A 14,494-nucleotide genomic window follows, 5' to 3' on the forward strand; every position below is an offset into this window, starting at 1 on the left:
TTCTACAGCTCCTCGGTGGTGGTGCGGAACAGTTCGGTGGGGGTGACCTCGGTGGCGACGTGGTTGAGGGTGAATCGGTAGAGGGGCCCGCGGTCCGTCTCGGGCGGCGAGTAGGGGTAGGCGAGCGTCGAGACCAGTCCGTCGTACTCGGGGATGGGCAGGTGACTGCTGGCGTGCGCGACGAACGTGGCGATGGCGTGCGCGGTGGCCTGGTCGGGGGCGGTCACCGTGATCAGCACACCGAGTTCGCGGGGCTGGAGCGGTTCCGGCTCCGGTCCTGCGAGGACGGCGCCGCCGCCATAAAGGCGGTAGTCGATGTCGATGGTGGCCGGGTCCACTTCTCCGCCGAACACGTCGAGGATCTTCGCGTCGAAGTACTGCTGGGCGAATGGCAGGAGTTTGGGCAGGGCGTCGATGACGACCCGGTCGCGGACGCCGCCGATGATGACGGTCTGATAGCCGACGAGTTCGGCGCCTTCGAGCTTGTTGGTGTAGCCGTCGGCGGGGAGGTAGCGGGCGCCGCGGACGCGGACGGTCTGTTCGTCGACGGCTTCGTAGGTGGCGTCGGTGGTGTCCAGTACGCCTGAGGGCTCGGCGATGTGGAACGGGTCGGCGTTCTCGTACAGGGTGTGGGCCGCGACCGAGCGGGGCGTGAGCCGGGTGCCGTCGGCGAGGGTGGTGACGTCGAAGTGGTCGTCGCGCAGGGTGGCAAGGAGGCCGTTGGCGGACGGCGGGACGGCGCAGGCGGCGCCGCACTCGATGGTCTTGGCCAGGTGCCATGCGAGACCGGGGTCGGCGCCGCGCAGGTGGGGAAGCGCGGCGAACAGGGCGGTGTCGCTGGCACGTCCGGCGAGGATGACGTCGCAGCCGTCGTCGAGGGCTTCCTGGAGGGGTTCGACTCCCATCATCGCCACGGTGTGGCTGCGTTCGAACAACTCCCGGTCGATCTGCGGGGCGTTGGCCAAGGGACGTATCCGGTCCGCGTCGTAGAGGTGCTGGAGGCGGTCGGCGGGCTGGTCGGAGTAAATCAGGGCGAGCTTGAAGTACAGGTTCTCCTCGTCGGCGATGCGGCGGGTGAGGGCGGCGACCTCGTCGACGCCTACGTCGCGGCCGGAGGTGCCGCACGAGCCGATGATGAGCGGCACGTTCAGCTCGGCGCGGGCCTTCAGCAGGAGCCGCAGATCGCGGGCGACGGCCTGGGCGGACAGTTTAGGTGTCCCGGAGCCGAGGGCCGCGGGCCCGGAGTCGGTGGAACCGGCGTCGCAGGCGATCACGTGAGGGCGGGCTTCGACACCGCGCCGGAACGCGTCGGCGTCGAAGCCGGCGCCCAGCGCCCCGGTGGGGGCGAGGATGCGGAGTTCCATGGAGGCAGGGCCTTTCGTCGTACTGGTAGAACGGTTGCTCATGCCACGCTCCGCTCGGGAGCCCGGCGGGCCAGGAGGGTGAAGACGGCGTAGGTGACCACGGCGAAGGCGGCGGCGTTCAGCATCATGTAGCGCCAACCGGTGAGGTCGACGGTGAGGCCGAGGAGCGCCGGGCCCAGGGCCAGGCCGGCGGAGGAGGCGATGGTGTAGAGGGCGGTGTAGGTGCCGAGCACCTTCTTGGTGGGCGCCAAGTTCCACAGGGCGACCAGTGCGTTGACCGCGAACGACGCATAGCCGGTGGCGGAGAGGACCGTCGAGACGACCGTCCCGGGGACCGTCGGGACCGCGAAGCCCACCAGCAGGCCGATGACGAACAGGCCGACGCCGTAACGCATGGCCCGCAGTTGTCCGAGCCGATCGGAGACGTATGCGAGGGGCAGCACACACACCAGGAAGGCGACGGCGCCCGGCAGGGCGAGCCCGCCGGCCTCACCACGGGTCAGCCCCAACACCTCGGTGCCGTAAGGGGTGTTGAGTGAACGCAGCGCGGTCCACATGCCCGAGAAGCAGAAGATGCCGATCATCAGGAGCACCGTGGGGCTGGAGGGACTGCGCAACGCGTCCCTCAGGACGGCCCAGGGGGAGGTGAACTCCGGCGCGTCCTCATGGTTGTTGGTGGGCTGCTCGGGACTGCCTGTGGGGCGCTCGGGACTATTGGTGGGCTGCTCGGGCAGGACGGCCCGCTCGTGGCGACGGCCGAGGAACATCCAGGACAGTCCGAGCATGACCAGCATCAGGGCCGGGGGTATCGCGAACGCCAGGTGGAGGCTGCGGTCGACGACCAGCAGGCTGATCAGGGACGAGATGATGACGGTCAGGCCGACGCCGGCCTTGATGAATCCCTGTGCCTTGCTGAGGTTGCCCGTGGGGACGTAGTCGGAGATCAGAGTCTCCGTGACGCCCTTGAAAGCGTTGGCGACCAGGGCGAAGCCGACGACACAAACCATCAGTACGGGAAGACTGCCTGCCCAGGGAATGAGCACGAACGGGACCGTGGCGATGACCGCGCCGATCAGCACGATCGGCCACCGCCCCGCCCTCCGACGTACGAGCCGGTCGGAGAGGAACCCCACGGACGGCTGGGTGAAGATCCCCAGGGAGTGGTCGAGGCCCATGATCAGGCCCACGACGCCTGCCGACGTGACGTATTCGCGCAGCTGCTCGGGGACCTGGGCATCGTAGAAGTTCCAGACCGACTCCTGGGCGAAGACCGCCAGGGTGACCCACAGCACCGCGCTCGCGCTCATTCGCTTCCCGGCGGCGGGTGCTGGTGGCGCGAGGGTGGGAGATCCGCCCGGGGTGGGCGCGTCGGGTCGGTTCAACATGGCGGCTCCTTGCCATATGCTATAGCAACAGGGAGATACGGGATGCGGCTACGGACGCCGGGGTGCGCCCACGTCGGCCGATCGATGGTTCCGGTGGGCAGGCGCCCGGTGGTTCCCAGTGGGTAGGCGCTCGGCGTTCCGGTGGCCGAGCACCCTACGGAATCGGGTCAGCTGCCGGAGAGCTGGTTCAGCGCCTCTCGGTGGTGATGCGCGGCGAGCAGCTCGGCCCGCTCCTCGTCCCGGTCCACGAGGGCGTCGAGCAGACTGCGGTGTTCGCGGAAGCGCCGCCGGAAAGCCTCGGCCTGCTCCGGTGCGAGCCTGATCGTCAGATCGAGTCGCTCCTCGTCGCTGAACGCACGAGCCTGCTGCAGCAGTCCCTCGAGTACCGCGTTACCGACCGCCTCCTCGACCTGGTGGTGGAAGAGGCGCAACAGGCGGTGCACGGCGGCCAGTTGGTCGGTGGCATCGGCGCGCTCCCCCTGCTCGGCCAGGTCCTGGTCGATCTGCCCGACCAGGGCTTCGGCGCGCTCCAGCGTCTCGGCCAGCTCCGCGAGCTGGGCATCGGTGGCGTTCCGGGCGGCCAGGCGGGCCATGAGGGCCGACAGCCGCACCTCCGCCTCCACGATCTCCGAACGCGCGGACGCCGAGTGATCCGCGATCCGCAGCGCCCGGGGCCCGACCCGCTCCACCACCTTCTCGTGCACCAGCTGGCGCAGTGCTTCACGCACCGGTGTGGGACTGACGCCCAGGCGGGCCGCGAGATCGCGTTCGGTGATCTTCTCGCCCGGCCGCAACGCCCCCTCACGGACCGCGACACGGAGCCGCCGGTAGGCCTGGTCGGCCAGGGACGTCGTCTCCATGGGACTGAGGGCGTCGTTGCTCATGGGCGCAAGAATGCATCCTGCTATAGCAAAGAGTCAATGAGATCTTCGCCGGCGGAACCGCTCACCGCGCGGCTCCGGTGCTCTGCAACTGCCGCGAGATCGCGCGGGCCGTGGCCCGCACGGCCGGTACATACGCCGCCGAATCGAACTTCGGGGTCGGCGCGACCACGGACAGAGCCGCGACCACCCCGTCCCGGCTGCGCACGGGTGCGGCAGCCGTCGTACGAGGGCCCGTCGTGTCGGCACGTCGCGCCACCGCGTATTCGCCGCGCCTGACCTCGGCGAGGCTGCGGCGCAGGTCATCGGCGGTGTGGATGGCGAGCTCAAGCGGTTAGCGCATCACCGCTGTTCAGAAGGTCAGCGTAGACCTCTGCCGGAGTGCGATAGCCATGGGTTTTGCGGGGCCGATGGTTGAGCTCGTGTGCGACGGCGTCCAGGTCAGCCTGGCTGAACGTGCGGAGGTCTGCGCCCTTGGCCAGGTACTGCCGAAGGAGCCGGTTCGTGTTCTCGTTGGTGCCGCGCTGCCACGGGCTCCGGGGCTTGCAGAGATAGATCGGCATCCCCGTCTCGGCGGTGATGGTCTGGTGCTCGGCGATCTCCCTGCCGCGGTCCCAGGTGAGTGTCCTCCGCAGTTGGGGCGGGATACTGAGGAGACTCCTGGTGAGGTGCGGAGTGACCTGCTCGGCCTTGATGCCGTCCGGTAGGGCGACGATGGCCGTGTAGCGGCTGGTGCGCTCGACCAGCGTGGCCACGGCCGAGGGGCGGGTGCCCATCACGAGGTCGCCCTCCCAATGACCGGGGATCTTGCGATCCTCGACCTCAGCGGGACGGGCGGTGATGGGCACCATGCCGCGGATGATGCCCCGCCCGGTGGGCCGGCGGGCGAGCTTCGGGCGGCGCATGGGCCTGCCTGACCGCAGCCGTTGGGTGAGGCTGCGGTCGATGGCCTGGCGCCGGCGGGGGTCGTAGAGCGAGAGGTAGATCGCTTCATGCGAGACCTGCATGGAGGCGTCACCGGGGAACTGGATTCGCAGCCATCCCGCGATCTGCTCGGGCGACCAGCACAGAGCCAGCTTGGCTTCCACCAGGGCGCGGAGAGCATGCTGTTGGGCGAGCTTGGCCTGCTTGGGTCGGCGCCCGCGCGAGTAGGCAGCTTCGTCAGCTGACGCGGCTCGGTAGTGGTCCCGGCCGCCGTTGCGAGCGATCTCGCGGGAGACGGTCGAAGGAGACCGGCCCAGCCGCCTGGCCAACTGCCTGGCCGATTGCCCAGCGGCGATGCCGCGGGATATCTCTTCGCGCTCACTGCCACTCAGATGCCGCTCTGCTCGCTGCTGCGGGGCGAGGCGGACCCCGCCGCTCTGGTACAGGAACCGGCGGGCGCTCTGCATCGGTGCCCCGAGCGCCCGCCCGATCAAGCTGAACGACTGCCCCTCGCGCCAGCGCCTCCAGATCTCATCCTGCTGAGTTGGCGAAAACCCGTAGTCACGCACCTGTGCCTCCACGATCACATGATCGTCCGTGGGTGGTGCGTTGATCACTTGAGGGTGCCATCGTTTGACGACAGGCGGGCGAAGCGCTCGGCTCGCCCGGTCAGTCGGCGTCGATGTCCGCCGCGAGTTGGTCGGCGACGCTGCGCGGTTCCCGGCCGAGGAGCTCGGTGAGTAGCGGGTCGACTCCGGCGAAGCGGCCTTCGCGGGCGGCCTGGAAGGTAGTGAGCGTCATCCGCGCCATCGCTTCCGGGGTGCCGGCGGCGACCTTGGCCGCGATCCACTCCTCGTCGTCCGGCGTGACGCGCATGATGTCACGGCCGGTCTTCTTCGAGGCCAGGGCGGCGATGTCGTCGAACGTCACGGCCTGGCGGGCGGTGAGCGTGACCGGGCCGTCGAAGGCACGGTCCGCGGCGAGGATGACCGCTGCCGCTTCGGCGGCATCCGCGCGGTCGGTCCAGGAGACGGGGCCGTCGGCCGGGGCGGTGATGGTGCCGGTCTGCTGCCAGGGGCCCAGCAGCCAGGCCAGGCTGTGGGCGTAGAAGCCGTTGCGCAGTGCGGTCCAGGCGATGCCGGAGTCGGCGAGGAGCTGCTCGGTGGCGGCGTGGTCGCGGGCCGGGTGGAAGGGGCTGTCCGCTCCGGCTCCCTGGTGGCTGGTGTAGAGGATGCGGCGGGCTCCCGCTGCGACGGCGGCGTCGATGCCGACGCGGTGCAGCGCGACGGCGTCGGCATGCGGGTCGTTGGAGGAGACGAGCAAGACCTGCTCGGCGCCCTCGAAGGAGTGCCGCAGCGCGTCCGGATCCTCGTAGGAGCCCTGGCGCACACGCACCCCGCGGTCGGCGAAGTGCCGCGCCTTGGCGGTGTCGCGGACGCTGACGCCGATCTGCTCGGCGGGCAGGAGCTTGAGGAGGTGTTCGACGGTGGCGCCGTTGAGGGCGCCGGTCGCACCGGTGATGACGATCATGTTGGGGGTTCCTTTCGTTCCCGCCGCGCGCGGTCGGCGCGTGCTGCGGGAAGTGGTCAGTGGCCGCGCAGGAGCGGCAGCAGGATGTCGTCGACGAGGTGTGCGACGAACCGTTCGTCGCACGGTTCGCCCGCGATCACGATGCGGTGCACTATGACGGCCGGGGCGACCTCGGCGAAGAGGCCGGCGGCCCGGGCAGTCAGTTGCTCTCCGTGCCGGATCGCCTTTTGCAGCGGCTCATCGGTCATCGCGGCCTCGTCGCGGCGCAGGATGCGGCGCATCTCCTCCGCGAGCCGCGCATCGCTGCGCATCCCGGCGAACAGAGCCCCGAGCAGGCCGACCTCCTGCTCGGCGATCTGCCGGGCCAGCCAGGAGACGAGCCCGAGCAGGTTCTCCCGCAGATCGTCCGCGGCAGGCTCGGGTGGCGTGGCCTGTGCGCGGTGCTCGACCGCGGCGGCCACCAGCGCGGCCTTGTCGCGGTAGCGGCGGTAGATCGTCGTCTTCGCCGACCCGGAGCGACTCGCGACCGCCTCCATGGACAGCTGCTCGTAACCCACCTCGGTCAGCAGCGACAGCGTCGCATCCAGGATGGCCAGGCCACGGCTGGTGTCACGTGGCCGCCCCATGACGGACGACCCGTCCGCGCCCTCGGCCCGCGGGTCACTCGATGCGCTTACCACTCCGACTCCCACTTTCGCTACGCTACGGTTGCGTATCGAAAGTAACCCGGAATGGAGCCGGCGACAACTGGAGCCGACTTCCGGCCGATGGAACCGGGGCGCGAGGAGGGAAGCGGCGGAACGGACCTCGACGGATCACCTGCGAGTGCCTGGCGGCGTCCGGAGTCGACGCCGCGCCAAGCCCCCGGAGCACGTGGCGGGCTGATCCGTCTGGGCCGTGCGCCCGCTTCAGATGGAGATGACGATCTTGCCGCGTGTGCGGCCACGCTCGGCGTGCGCATGAGCGTCGGCGATTTTCTCCAGGGGGTAACTCTGTTCGATGCGGGGCGTGTAGCGGCCCTGCCGGCCCAGTTCGGCCGCTGCGGACAGGAGGGCCGAGTCGTTCTCCGCGTTGACCACGTGCGTGCCCAGGCGCTCCCCGCGCGCGTGGTCGGCGATGGCGCCGGACGAGGTCGGCACCCTGTTCAGAGGTGAGAGGTGGCGGCGGAGTGGCCACTCCCCCCAGGGATCCATCAGCACAATGGGCACCGACGGTGCCTCGTGAGCTCGCAGAGCGGCAATACGTCCGAACCCTGTCGAGCCCAACGCCGACAAGTTGGCCGACGCACCGAGACGCCTCTTTTCTCGATTGCTTCCTGCTGTGCGTCGCGACAGCGGCTCGCAGGCTCCTACGCCGCGAAGCCGCAAGGCGGCCGCCACAGGCTGCGGGTTTGTGCCGGCGCACAAGAAGACTTCGGCCTGGTTGTGCGGGGGCCTCCGGAACGCCTGTGCTCCTGTACGTGCCGCCATGGCGGCTGATGCCATGCCCGGCATGGCTTCTCCCTCTTCGCGTCCGGCTCGGACTCCCGCTCCGTTTTCCGTCCGAATCTCCCTCACCCACCGTCGGGGGCCGGCCGCGCGGGAGCGTCGGCCGTGACCGGCGACGGGCAGTCGTTCGCCGTCGTGGTCTTCCTCGGTTTCGTCGCCGTGTCGCTGCTGCTGTGCGGGCTCGCGGCAGCCGACCTGGACGACCCCGAGCACTTCTACGCGGGAGGCAGCGCGGCCTTCGGACCGGTCGGCGGAGGACTCGCCATCGCCGGTGACTACATCTCCGCGGCCACCTTGCTCAGCACCACGGGGGCGGTCGCCCTCGACGGCGCCGACGGCATGCTCTTCGCCGGTGCCACGGTCCTGTCCCTGTTCCTGGTCATGCGAATCCTGGGCGAACCCCTGCGCCGCGCCGGCGTGTTCACCCTGGGCGACTTCCTCGCCGACCGACTCGACGACCCCTCCGTACGCAGAGCGCTGGGAGTCGCGAGCCTCCTCGTCCTCGTCCCGCTGCTCCTGGTACAGCTCACCACCGGCGGACGCATCCTGGCCGCCATGTTCGGCCTCCCCGACGGCGCGCTCACCGCATGCACCGCCGCCGGCGGCGCCCTCATGATCGGCTACGCCGCGTTCGGCGGCATGCGCGGCGTCGGCTTCGTACAGATCCTCAAGGTCGGTGTGGTGCTCACCGCCCTGTCGCTGCTCGCAGGGATCGTCCTCGCCCGCCACGGCTGGTCGCCCCTGGCCCTGCTCGACGCCGCCCGCGACCGCTCAGAAGCCGGCTCCGGCTACCTGCAGCCGGGCCTGCACTTCGGCCCCTCCCTCGCGGGCCGCCTCGACCTGATCAGCTTCCAGGCCACCCTTCTGATCGGCGCCGCCTGTCTGCCGCACCTCACCATGCGCCTGCACCCGCTCAAGGACGCCGTCACCGCGCGCCGCGCCGTGGGCTGGGCCGTCGGCCCCGTCGCAGTCGTGTGCGCCGGAGTGGTCGTGGCCGGTCTCGGGGCCTGCGCCCTCATCGGCCGGGACGCGATACGGGCCGCCGACCCCGCAGGAGGGACCGCCCTGCTCATGGTGACAGGCGCCCTCGACCCCGCCGCCGGGGGCGCGCGGCACAGCATGCTCTTCGCCGTCATCGCCTGCGCCGTCTTCGCGACCACCCTCGCGGCCGTAGCGGGCATCACACTCGCCGCCGCCTCCAGTCTCACCCGCGACCTCGGACAGTACGCCCACAGCACTAACAGATCGTCGCCCGCCCGGGAGATCCGGCGGGCGCGCCTGAGCATCGTGCTCGTCGGAGCCGTCGCCGTCATCCTCGCGGCCGCCCTCGCCGACCGCGGCAGGCTGCCACTGATCTCGCTGTCGTTTACCGTCGCGGCCTCCGTACTCGCCCCGGTCCTGTTGTACGCGCTCTTCCTGCCGGGGTACTCCGCCAAAGGCGTGCGCTGGACCGTCTACGGGACCATCCCCCTCATCGTGCTGCTCCTGGCCGGTTCCCCGGCGGCCACGGGCACGCCCATCGCGATCTTCCCCGACCACGACCTGCACTGGTTCCCGCTCCAGACCCCCGGACTGATCACCATTCCCGCCGGCTTCCTGCTCGGACTCGTGGGCCGCACCCGCACCGGTACGGCGCGGGAACACGCATGGCGAGACCGGGTGACAGTGAGTCACGGCAGGAGCGAGCGGCCGTGAACCCGGCCGCCGGCTCCGCGACAAGCGGTGTGCCTGCGTCGGCACCGACCCGGCGGGCCCGACCGACACACGGCAACCTGGACGCCCAATGTGGCGGCCATGATCGTTCGAGCCTCCAGCTTGTCCCTGAGCCGAGTGGTGCACTACCGAAGGCGGCTCGGTTCGGGGTTCTCCGAGGTCGCCTCGTCGTCAAGGTCCTGGGCGACGCGCTCCAGCTCCACGCCGTCCGTCTCGGGCAACCCCTGCTGCCCGCTTGATGCGGTGCGATCGCGGGTGCCGGTGGATCGACGGAGTCGTCATACGGCTCCTGCCCCGGGGGTGACGTCTTCACTGCTGGCGTCGGGAGTGGTGAGTGAGCGCTGCCAGCGGGCCTCGAGCGCCGCGAGGATACGGGTATTGAGGGTGGCGGCGACGTGGGAGTAGATGTCGTCGATGTCGTTGTCGAGGGTGTGGCCGAGACGACGGGCCTGGGCGACGTCGGGGATGTCGTCCTCGATCAGCCAGGTCTTCTGTGTGTGGCGCAGGCCGTGGAAGGTCAAACCGGGTGTGATGGGGGCCCAGACGGTGCCGTCGGCCAGCGTGGTGCCGCGGGTTGCCGGGGCCCAGTAGCGGCGTTGGAAGGTGGAGCGGCGCAGCAGGCGGCCGGTGGAAGTCGTGAAGAGGTGTTCGCGGCGATGGCTGTCCGTGTTTTCCGTGATCAGCGTGTTGAGGAAGGGCGGGAGGGTGACCGTGCGGACGGAGGCTGCGGTCTTGGGTGTACCGAGGCTGTGGTGGCCGTTGACTTCGTGGAGGTTGCCGTGTTCGGCGTGGACGGTGAGCGTGGCGGCTTGGGGGTCGTGGGCGGGGCGGCGCAGCGCGGCGAGCTCACCCCAGCGCATTCCGGTGTAGGCAGCGGTGATGATCAGCAGGCCCTGATTGGGGCCCGCTAGGTGGCTGACACGGCGGGCGATGGAGACAACATCGGCTTCGGTCGCGAACGCGTAGGTCTCCTGGCTGCGTTGGCGGCCGCGCTGGCGCGGGATGCGGACTGGGTTGCCGGGAATGAGGCGTTCCAGGACAGCCGCAGACAGGATCAGAGAGAGAAGCTTGCCGATGCTGGAGACGGTGGCGGGCTTGTAGGTGGTGCGCAGGGACTTCAGCCAGACGGTGACGTCGGTGGGCATGATCTCGTGCAGGGCAGTGGTCGACCAGCGGGGCAGGAGATGGTTCTTGAGGAGACTGAAGTAGCCGGCGGCGGTGTTCGCACCGACCTCGACCGTGGGCCACCAGCGTTTCACCCAAGCCTCGAAGAGCGTCGAGGACGGGGCGGGCATCCCGAACGGGCCAAACGAAACAGGCGTCGGCATGGCCACTGATGGCGTAGTCGGCTGTCCCGGGGCTGAGAACTGAATTACGAAGGCGGCTGCGCGATCATAGTCGGGGAAGGTGCCAAGGGTGGCGGCCTTACCTGTGTCCGTCCAGTACCGGACGCGGCAGCGGTCGCCGTGACGTTCGATCCAGGGCATGGCGGGTTCCTCCGGAGCGGGTGCGGATGTTCGTGTGCTGGGTTGCGGGGTCCATGGACGCTCCCTGCCGCCGGGAGCGGAACCGGCACACATGTACGGCACATCACCCGCTGCGGCGGGGCCCGCCGTGCTGGCCCCGTGCGCGCTGGCTCGCGGTCACGAGTGCGTGCAGATCGGCGTCGGAGAAGCGGAGGTAGCGGCCGATCCGGGTGTGCGCGATGGCCCCTTCCGCTGCCTTCTTGCGCAGCCAGGATCCGGGGATCTGGAGGAGCTCGGCGGCCTGGTCGGCGGTGTGCAGACGGACACTTGGGGGCTCCGGCTCCGCGACAGTCTCCGAGATGGTCTTCTTGGCGCAAGATCGCCGCGTCTCGGATTGCACCCTGGTGGACTGTGCCGGTACCTGATCAGTTGGCAACTCCACTTCAGTGCGCGCGGGTTGAGACTCCGGCCCCGATTCCGGAGTGGATACTCCGGGACTTGCCTGCTCCCCTGGAGGCAGCGCAAGTATGTGGGCAAGATCGAGGGCAGGGTGAGCGCTGGGATGGCGGGTGCTGGGTGTGCGGGCGCGCCGAGGGCTCATTGTCGCTCCTCGTCGCAACGCGGTTCGAGTGAGTGCTGCAGAAGTTGGGTCAGGGCGTGCGCGGCCTGCTGCGGGACGACGCTGTTGCCCAGGAGACGAAGTTGGGTGGCGCGGGACAAGCCAGGGACGCCGGTCACCCATCCCTGGGGCAGCATCATCCACTCGACGAACTCGGCTGACAGTCGCCGGGTGCCGATGACCGTGGGGCTTGGAGCGGGACACCCCGTGACGTCTTCCCAGCGTCGGATCGCCGGGGCGTACTCGGCCCACCAGCCGGTAGGTGAGTGACGGCCGTGCGCAGATTCATTCCGCCGCGGCGTTTCGGGGTGGTGCCCGGGCCGCCGATGCCGTCGTGTTTGGTCGGCGTGGGCAGCAGGCGTCCCGGAGTATCCGCGGGCAGGGCCGCAGCAGTGGAGGCCAGGGTGCGCCCGCCGTTGCGGTAGCGCCGATTCGGAGAGCCCTTCTCCCCATCGCTCGCGCGCGGGGTGGGCAACAGGTTCTCGACCTCGTCCGCAAGGGTCGGCCCATGGCCGCCCCGTTTGCGTTTCTCCGGGTGCTGAGACCCACCGTTGGTGCCGAGATTCGCCGTCGGGGTCTTCAACAGCGGCCGGCGTAGCTGCGATGAACGCCCGTGCCCGCTGGTGCGGGGCCCCGACGTCGCTGGCGCGAAGCAGCGTCCACGCCGCATCCAACCCGACGTCGGAAAGGGAGCCGAGTACAGCACCGAGCGCCCGCAGCAGGTGCGCTCCCGGTCCGTCTCTCACACACCTCGGGCAGGGTTCCACGTCGCGAAGAGGACCTGCCGTGGTGCGGGTGGAGTAGATGCCTCGCACATTCTCGATGACCACCAACTTCGGCCGGAGGTACTGGATCGCGGTGACGATGTGGTGCCAGAGCCCCGAACGCGTCCCTGGCACCAGGCCGGTGCGGGGGCCGGCAACCGATAGGTCTTGGCGGGGGGATCCGGCGGTGAGGACGTCGAAGGGCGCAACACGCGTCCAGTCGATCGCACGGACGTCGCCGAGGTTCGGGGTGTCGGGCCAGTGCCAACGCAGCACGGTGCTGGCAGCGTCGTCCGTCTCGGCGTGCCAGGCAACGTGCCCGCCAAGGACGGAGAGGACGCCGATATCCAGGCCGCTGACGCCACTGCATACCGACCCGATCGTCAGGTCAGCTGCTGCCATGGCGGCCGTCCAGGCGACAGGTCCGAGAGCCGTAGGCGGGAGCGGGTTTGCGCGGGGTGCGGCAGCGCTGCGGGCAGGTTCGGCCGAGATCACGATGTGAGGTGTCGGTCGACAGTCCACCGGCACCGCTTCCGTTCCGCAGCACGATCACATCCTCGTGCGCGATGAGATGTTGTGGGATTCCTTGGCGTCGGGCATCGCGGACGTTCTTCATCTGGAAGAACGAGGGACGAGCAACGAGTTGGCCGTCACGCAGGCCGGCGAGGAGGGCGATGTTACGTTCGGCTGGGATGAGGCCCGCGGCTTGACCGGCGGCCATGGCGGCCGAGGGCAGGTCGATGAGTTCGCCCCGTTCGCGCCAAGGCCGGGTGGTGATGACGACCGTGCCCCCGGGACGCAGAACATGACGGCATTCCGTGAGGATCTCGGTAAAGGCTTCGAGGAGGCGGTCGAGGCCGACGTGGGCGAGGTTTGCGGGGTCCTGGCTGTAGCGGTAGTCCGTCTTCGTCACGCCGCGTTCGCCGGATTCGCGGGTGGAGCGGACTTGGCCGTGCACGCTCGGTCCGTACGGGGGTGAGGTGAGGACCAGGTCGACCTTGCGGTGGAGGCGGCTCGGGATGTGATGGGTCGCGTGGCGGGCGTCGCCGAGGTACGCGCACCCGGATCCGGTGCCGCCTTCGTGGGCGGCCGAAGCGGCGTTGAGGCCGGCGAGGTGCGCCCAGCGGGGTTCGTACTCGATGCCGATTGCGTCGCGGCCGAGGTGGATGGCTTCGACCAGTGTGGTGCCGATGCCGCACATCGGGTCCAGGACGAGGTCGCCGGGGCTCGTGTAGGTCGCGATGGCGTGGGCGGCGAGGCGGGGAAGCATTTTGGCGGGGTGGGCGGCGGAACCAGGGAGGTAGCGGCCCTTGCGCTGGGCGGGGGCTGAAGTGGGTGCGGTCGTCCACACCGAAGCGGATGCGTGCACGGCGAACTCCCTTTCGTTCAGGCCTGCTTGATCGCGGTGAGGATGATGAGATCGGCGTGGGTGACGCCGGGCGAGGCATCCGGCGGAGGGGCAGGAGCGATGTGGGTTCCGTCAGGGCGGGCGTACGCGAAGACGATGTGCTGGAGGTAGCGGAAGCCGGCCGTGCGGGCGCTGGTGATGAGGCTGCCGATCGGGTCAGTGAGCCGGCCGTCGTCGCGGCGCTGACGGGTTGCGAGCAGGAGGAGTCCGTCGTTGCGGAGGAGGCGGTGGGCGCGGTGGAAGAAGCTCGGCCAGCCGTCCTCCAGAGCGTCACCTTCAGCAGCTGGGTCGCTGCCGGTGGAGAGGGCGTCGGGGTGGAGTTCGGCGAGGAGAACCGGAGGCACACCGGTGAAGTCGTCCGTGCATGCGTAGGTGGTGGTGCGAGTGCGGGCGTCCATCCCCGGGTCGGTGTCGCGAATGTCGAGTTTGATCAGCGGGGCGGGTGTCCGCCCGGGTCGCTGAGCGAGCTCGGTGCGGATCCTGTCGAGGGCCCAGGAGGGCAGGACCGCGCCGGACCGAGGAGTGGTGTGCTCTTCATCAGGTGCGGGGAGCCAGATCGTGGTCGGCAGGACCTCGTTGCGGGGAGTTGACCGACTCTGTCGTGCGGGGTGGTTCATGGGCGGTGTGGCACCGGGAGATGAGATCCGGCCGTCGTGTGCTGACGTGGATCAATGGAGAAGCACGCGGCGGGGATTGACGCAGTCCGCTGGTCGTTCGAGCGGCCGCTGAGAACTTCGGCATGTCGCATCAGATACCTGCGCGAAGTATGCGGACCCGGCTGTTATCCCAGGTCGGCGCGGGTTCGGTCCAGTCGCGAGCCAGCATCGAGCCACCGCCCTCGATGCAAGGGCAGTGGCATCAACTCTCATCAAGATTCTTTGTGTTCGGTTTTCGGTGCCGCTCGACCGATGGCATCCCTGGCCGGTGGAGGCGGGCCAGTCCCGAGCCATCGC

Annotated in this window: 13 protein-coding genes and 1 pseudogene; 1 reads left to right on the plus strand and 13 read right to left on the minus strand. The window is 69.7% G+C overall.

Annotated features, from left to right (window positions below; translation table 11 throughout):
- Window positions 1-2 precede the first annotated feature (2 nt).
- The 8 genes and pseudogenes from OHA73_RS05620 to OHA73_RS05655 form a co-directional block, all read right to left on the minus strand.
- Window positions 3-1,406, minus strand: coding sequence for an acyclic terpene utilization AtuA family protein (locus OHA73_RS05620; RefSeq protein WP_327654372.1), 1,404 nt, complete (start codon window positions 1,404-1,406; stop codon window positions 3-5).
- Window positions 1,403-2,749, minus strand: coding sequence for an MFS transporter (locus tag OHA73_RS05625; protein ID WP_327654373.1), 1,347 nt, complete (start codon window positions 2,747-2,749; stop codon window positions 1,403-1,405). The genes OHA73_RS05620 and OHA73_RS05625 overlap by 4 nt, the downstream gene beginning before the upstream one ends.
- 167 nt (window positions 2,750-2,916) lie before the next feature.
- Window positions 2,917-3,633, minus strand: coding sequence for a GntR family transcriptional regulator (locus OHA73_RS05630; protein ID WP_327654374.1), 717 nt, complete (start codon window positions 3,631-3,633; stop codon window positions 2,917-2,919).
- 61 nt (window positions 3,634-3,694) lie between these two features.
- Window positions 3,695-3,949 carry an IclR family transcriptional regulator domain-containing protein gene (locus OHA73_RS05635; RefSeq protein ID WP_327658411.1) on the minus strand — a complete coding sequence of 85 codons (255 nt, stop codon included), beginning with the start codon at window positions 3,947-3,949 and terminating at the stop codon, window positions 3,695-3,697.
- A 7-nt stretch (window positions 3,950-3,956) separates the two neighbouring features.
- Window positions 3,957-5,123: an IS30 family transposase gene (locus OHA73_RS05640; RefSeq protein ID WP_443063198.1), complete on the minus strand. Its 1,167-nt coding sequence runs from the start codon at window positions 5,121-5,123 to the stop codon at window positions 3,957-3,959.
- A gap of 100 nt (window positions 5,124-5,223) precedes the next feature.
- The gene (locus tag OHA73_RS05645) at window positions 5,224-6,084 is read right to left on the minus strand and encodes an NmrA family NAD(P)-binding protein (protein WP_327654376.1); all 861 of its coding nucleotides are present in this window, start codon (window positions 6,082-6,084) and stop codon (window positions 5,224-5,226) included.
- 56 nt (window positions 6,085-6,140) lie between these two features.
- On the minus strand, window positions 6,141-6,710 hold the full coding sequence (locus OHA73_RS05650) for a TetR/AcrR family transcriptional regulator (RefSeq protein WP_327654377.1): 570 nt from the start codon (window positions 6,708-6,710) through the stop codon (window positions 6,141-6,143).
- 282 nt (window positions 6,711-6,992) lie between these two features.
- Window positions 6,993-7,202: pseudogene (locus tag OHA73_RS05655) on the minus strand (zinc-binding dehydrogenase); the annotation flags it as partial.
- A gap of 474 nt (window positions 7,203-7,676) precedes the next feature.
- Between OHA73_RS05655 and OHA73_RS05660 the strand changes: the two are divergent.
- On the plus strand, window positions 7,677-9,266 hold the full coding sequence (locus tag OHA73_RS05660; protein WP_327654378.1) for a sodium/solute symporter: 1,590 nt from the start codon (window positions 7,677-7,679) through the stop codon (window positions 9,264-9,266).
- 296 nt (window positions 9,267-9,562) lie between these two features.
- Here the strand turns inward: OHA73_RS05660 and OHA73_RS05665 are convergent, their stop codons facing one another.
- From OHA73_RS05665 to OHA73_RS05685, 5 genes are all read right to left on the minus strand, one after another.
- Complete coding sequence (locus tag OHA73_RS05665; RefSeq protein WP_327654379.1) at window positions 9,563-10,771, minus strand: tyrosine-type recombinase/integrase; 1,209 nt, start codon at window positions 10,769-10,771, stop codon at window positions 9,563-9,565.
- Between the two features lie 103 nt (window positions 10,772-10,874).
- Entirely contained in the window at window positions 10,875-11,150 is a 276-nt protein-coding gene (locus tag OHA73_RS05670) for an excisionase family DNA-binding protein (RefSeq protein ID WP_267071858.1), read from the minus strand.
- 197 nt (window positions 11,151-11,347) lie between these two features.
- Window positions 11,348-12,535, minus strand: a complete 1,188-nt coding sequence (locus OHA73_RS05675; protein ID WP_267071857.1) for a DNA cytosine methyltransferase — start codon at window positions 12,533-12,535, stop codon at window positions 11,348-11,350.
- Window positions 12,522-13,502 (minus strand): TRM11 family SAM-dependent methyltransferase, encoded by a 981-nt coding sequence (locus tag OHA73_RS05680; protein ID WP_267071856.1) that lies wholly within the window; start codon window positions 13,500-13,502, stop codon window positions 12,522-12,524. Before OHA73_RS05680 ends, OHA73_RS05675 begins: the two co-directional genes overlap by 14 nt.
- A gap of 17 nt (window positions 13,503-13,519) precedes the next feature.
- Window positions 13,520-14,158, minus strand: a complete 639-nt coding sequence (locus OHA73_RS05685; RefSeq protein ID WP_267071855.1) for a hypothetical protein — start codon at window positions 14,156-14,158, stop codon at window positions 13,520-13,522.
- Between the last annotated feature and the right edge of the window lie 336 nt (window positions 14,159-14,494).

The sequence above is a fragment of the Streptomyces sp. NBC_00483 genome (assembly GCF_036013745.1).
Taxonomy (GTDB): Bacteria; Actinomycetota; Actinomycetes; order Streptomycetales; family Streptomycetaceae; genus Streptomyces.